Annotated in this window: 4 protein-coding genes; 3 read left to right on the top strand and 1 reads right to left on the bottom strand. The window is 72.7% G+C overall.

Going from position 1 to position 4645, the window contains the following annotated elements; all coding sequences use genetic code 11:
• The 3 genes from CCS38_RS00235 to CCS38_RS00245 form a co-directional block, all read left to right on the top strand.
• Positions 1-776, top strand: a 776-nt coding sequence (locus CCS38_RS00235) for a DUF1906 domain-containing protein (protein ID WP_223731129.1), incomplete at its 5' end; no start/stop codon positions are given.
• 182 nt (positions 777-958) lie between these two features.
• On the top strand, positions 959-1558 hold the full coding sequence (locus tag CCS38_RS00240; protein WP_223731130.1) for a SigE family RNA polymerase sigma factor: 600 nt from the start codon (positions 959-961) through the stop codon (positions 1556-1558).
• Positions 1559-1730: 172 nt separating this feature from the next.
• Complete coding sequence (locus tag CCS38_RS00245; RefSeq protein WP_223731131.1) at positions 1731-3383, top strand: long-chain fatty acid--CoA ligase; 1653 nt, start codon at positions 1731-1733, stop codon at positions 3381-3383.
• 85 nt (positions 3384-3468) lie between these two features.
• Here the strand turns inward: CCS38_RS00245 and CCS38_RS00250 are convergent, their stop codons facing one another.
• Positions 3469-4620, bottom strand: a complete 1152-nt coding sequence (locus CCS38_RS00250; RefSeq protein ID WP_223731132.1) for an MFS transporter — start codon at positions 4618-4620, stop codon at positions 3469-3471.
• Between the last annotated feature and the right edge of the window lie 25 nt (positions 4621-4645).

A 4645-nucleotide genomic window follows, 5' to 3' on the forward strand; every position in this document is an offset into this window, starting at 1 on the left:
GTGTCGATCCCGAAGCCCTTGTAGAGGTACGGGCCCCCGCCAAGGCCCCGCCGACCGGCCCGTACCTCTACAAGGGCTTCGGGATCGACACGTGCGAGGCCCCGGCGGTCAGCTCGCTCCGGGCCTGGAACAGCACCCGGTACCGGGCCATCGGCGTCTACTTCGCGGGGCGCGGCCGCGCCTGTCCCAAGCAGCACAATCTCAGCCCGCAGTGGTTCCAGGGCGCGAAGTGGGCCGGCTGGCGGGTGCTACCCATCTATCTCGGCTCGCAGGCGCCGTGCGTGAAGAACAAGCACAAGCGGAAGTACGCCATCGGCGCCGACCCCTACGGCCAGGGCGTGACCGAGGCCAGGGTGGCGGTGAACCGGGCACGCGCGTACGGGATCATGCCGCGCAGCCCGATCTACCTGGACATCGAGGCGTACAGCCTGACGAACCGCGCCTGCGCGGACCGCACGCTGCGCTTCATCCGCTCCTGGAACCGCGAGGTGAGCCGCTTCGGCTACCTGCCGGGGTTCTACAGCAGCGCGAACTCCGGCGTGCGGCACATGGCGCAGGTGCGCGCGCAGGGGGTCACCGACCTGCCGGAGATCATGTGGTTCGCGCGCTGGAAGACGCCGCCGTCCGCCTACGGTGAGCGGTGGCTGCCGGCGACGTCCTGGCACCCGAACCGCCGGATCCACCAGTACGTCGGCCACGTGGTGGAGACCCACGGCGGCCGCGCGCTGAGCATCGACCGCAACTATGTGGACGCTCCGGTAGCGGTGATCAAGTGACCGGCCACCCCCGTCGGGACGGCATCGGCCGGGAGAGCCCCGTCGGACGGACCCTGACGGGGGTGGGTCCGCGCTCCGCCCTGAGGAGGTGGGGCCGGCCCCACCCGTACAACCTGAGGCGGATGCGGCTTCGGCACCTCGGGCCGATCCCCGCCGAGCCCGGCGCTCCTAGCGTGGAGGGCATGACCACGCCAGTGTGCAAGGGCGCCTCGACCGCCGCGGTGGCACCGTCGCCGACGCCGCTCCCGTCGCCCTCGGCGCTCCCTTCCGTCGCCTCGTTCCCGTCCTTCCCGTCGTTCGCGGCGTACGTACGGGACCGGGGCCCGGCGCTGCTGCGCGCGGCCCGCTCGCTCACCGCAAACCCCAACGACGCGGAGGACCTCCTCCAGACCGCGCTGACCAAGACCTTCGTGGCCTGGGAGCGGATCGAGGACCACCGCGCGCTGGACGGTTACGTACGGCGGGCGCTGGTGAACACCCGTACGTCGCAGTGGCGCAAGCGGAAGATCGAGGAGTACGCCTGCGACGAGCTGCCCGAGCCCGGCCCCGTAACGGCCGCCCCGGATCCCGCGGAGCGGCAGGTACTGCGCGACGCGATGTGGCGCGCGGTGCTCAGGCTGCCCGACCGGCAGCGGGCCATGGTCGTACTGCGGTACTACGAGGACCTGAGCGAGGCGCAGACCGCCGAGGTGATGGACGTCTCGGTGGGCACGGTCAAGAGCGCCGTCTCCCGGGCGCTGGCCAAGCTGCGCGAGGACCCCGACCTGGCGCGGGCGGCCTGAGGGCGGGCGGCCCGAGCCGGCCGCTCCCGCACAGCGATCCTGCACGTCAACCGGACAGTGGCGTGACGGGTCACACGCCTGTTTTTCCCGAGCGGTAGTGACATACCGCGAGGTACGGCAGCAGAATCAGCGGAAATCTACTCGCCCGTAACAGGTCTTCGGGAGGCCCCCGGTGCTGAGCACGATGCAGGACGTACCGCTGACAGTGACCCGCATCCTTGCCCACGGGTCCACCGTGCACGGCAGGGCCGAGGTGATCACCTGGACCGGGGAGGGCGAGCCGCACCGCCAGTCCTTCCGGGAAACCGGCCTGCGCGCCGCGCAGCTGGCCCATGCCCTCCACGACGACCTGGGCGTACGCGACGACGAACGCGTAGCGACCCTCATGTGGAACAACTCCGTCCACTTGGAGGCGTACCTCGCGATCCCCTCCATGGGCGCGGTCCTCCACACCCTGAACCTCCGGCTGCCCGCCGAGCAGCTGGTCTGGATCGTCAACCACGCCGCCGACCGGGTCGTCCTCGTCAACGGCTCGCTGCTGCCGCTGCTCGCCCCGCTGCTCCCGCAGCTGCCCACGCTGGAGCACATCGTCGTCGCGGGCCCGGGCGACCGCTCCGTACTGGCGGGCACGGCCGCGCAGGTCCACGACTACGAGGAGCTGCTGGCCGGCCGCCCCGAGACGTACGCCTGGCCCGAGACCGACGAGCGGCAGGCCGCCGCGCTCTGCTACACCTCCGGCACCACCGGCGAGCCGAAGGGCGTGGTCTACAGCCACCGCTCGCTCTACCTGCACTCGATGCAGGTCAACAACGCCGAGGCGTTCGCCCTGAGCAGCCGCGACACCGCGCTCCCGGTCGTCCCCATGTTTCATGTAAACGCCTGGGGCTTGCCGCACGCCGCCTTCATGGCGGGCTCCTCGCTGCTGATGCCGGACCGCTTCCTCCAGCCGGCCCCGCTCGCCGAGATGATCGAGGCCGTACGTCCCACCATCGGCGCCGCGGTGCCCACCATCTGGCAGGGTCTGCTCGCCGAGCTGGACGCCACCGAGCGTGACGTGGCCTGCCTGGGCACGGTGATCATCGGCGGCTCGGCCTGCCCGCCCTCCCTCATGAAGGCGTTCGAGGACCGGCACGGCATCCGCGTCGTGCACGCCTGGGGCATGACCGAGACCTCGCCCCTGGGCAGCGTCGCGCACCCGCCGGCCGGCGTGACCGGCGACGAGGAGTGGCGCTACCGCTGTACGCAGGGCCGCTTCCCGGCCTCCGTGGAGGCGCGGCTGGCCGGGCCCGGCGGCGAGTACCTGCCCTGGGACGGCGAGTCGGCCGGCGAACTGGAGGTACGCGGGCCGTGGATCGCGGGCGCGTACTACGGCGGCGCGGACGGCGAGGCGTTCCGCCCCGACGACAAGTTCAGCCCGGACGGCTGGCTGCGCACGGGCGACGTCGGCACGATCACGCCCGACGGCTACCTCACCCTCACCGACCGCGCGAAGGACGTCATCAAGTCCGGCGGCGAGTGGATCTCCTCGGTCGAGCTGGAGAACCACCTGATGGCCCACCCGGACGTCGCCGAGGCCGCCGTGGTCGCGGTCCCGGACGAGAAGTGGGGCGAACGCCCGCTGGCCACGGTCGTCCTGAAGGAAGGCGCCACGACGGGCTACGAAGCCCTGAAGGAGTTCCTCGCCGGCCGCATCGCCCGCTGGCAGCTCCCCGAGCGCTGGGCGGTCATCCCGGCCGTCCCGAAGACGAGCGTGGGGAAGTTCGACAAGAAGGTGCTGCGGAAGCAGTACGCGGACGGCGGGCTGGACGTGACGCGGCTCGGGTGACCGTTCGGGCGACCGGGGGAGCGGTACGTCCGGGGAGCACGATGCCCGGACGTACCGGGCCCCTTCCCGGGCGTACCGTGCCGCCTCAGCGGCGGCCGGGCCTGCTGTACGGGAGGAAGCGGCCCGCGGCCAGCCAGAGGAGGGCGAGGGCGCAGACGCCGGGCCAGTGCCAGTGGGTGAAGACCGGGCCGGTGAGGGCGGAGGCCAGGGCGCCGGCGAAGAAGGCCGTGACCATGTAGGCGGTGTTGGCCGCGGCGGGGGAGCCGGTGGACGTCAGGGCGCGGGTCTGGTTGGCGACCTGGCCGCAGACGAGGCCGGCGTGCACGAGTACGGCTGCCAGGCACAGGGCCCACAGCTGGTGTCCGCCGAGCAGGAAGAGGGGTACGGAGACCAGCGTCAGCGTGTAGGCGGCGGCCACCACGCGATCCGTGCCGAAGCGGTCGATCAGGCCGCCGGCCAGCGGCGCCACCATCGCGGAGACCAGCCCGAAGAGGCCGAAGAGCCCGGCGGTCGCGGTGGAGAAGTTGTATGGCGCGCCGGTCAGCAGCAGGACCACCGCCGTCCACAGCGCGCTCCACACGCCGAACAGCCCGCCCTGGCGCAGGCATGCGCGCCGCAGGTCGGGAGAGGCGGTCAGGGTCCCCGGGACCTGGGCGATGCCCTTGCCGATGCGGGTCAGCAGCGCGCCGGAGACCTCGCGGCGCTCGGGCGGCAGCAGCGCGGCGGTCACGCAGCCGATCAGTACGGTGAGCGCGGCCGAGCCGAGGAGGACGGCGCGCCAGCCGTACGCCTCGCCCGCCAGTCCGCCCAGTACACGCGCCGCGACGATGCCGGTGAACAGGCCCGCGACCACGGCCGCGACGTGCAGGCCGCGGCGTGCCGCGGGCGCCCGCTCGGCGACCAGCGGCACGAGGAGCTGCGGGATGACGGTGGTGGCGCCGGCGACCAGCAGCGCGGCGCCCAGCGCAGGCAGGCCGGGGGCGAGGCCCGCGGCGGTCATCGCGGCGGCGGTGACGACGGAGAGCACGGCGATCAGGCGGCGCCGGTTGGCGGTGTCACCCAGCGGTACGAAGGACAACAGGCCGATGGCGTAACCGAGTTGGGAGATCGCGGTGATCCAGCTGACGCCGGCGGCGGGCAGTCCGAAGCCGCGGGCGATGAGGCTCAGGAGCGGCGCGGCCAGGTAGATGTTGGCGACCGTCGTGGCGGTGCAGAGGGAGATGACGGCGAGGAGCAGGCCGGGCGGTGGGCCGGTGCGGCTT

Origin of the sequence: Streptomyces purpurogeneiscleroticus (assembly GCF_020024005.1) — a bacterium.
GTDB lineage: Bacteria > Actinomycetota > Actinomycetes > Streptomycetales > Streptomycetaceae > Streptomyces > Streptomyces purpurogeneiscleroticus.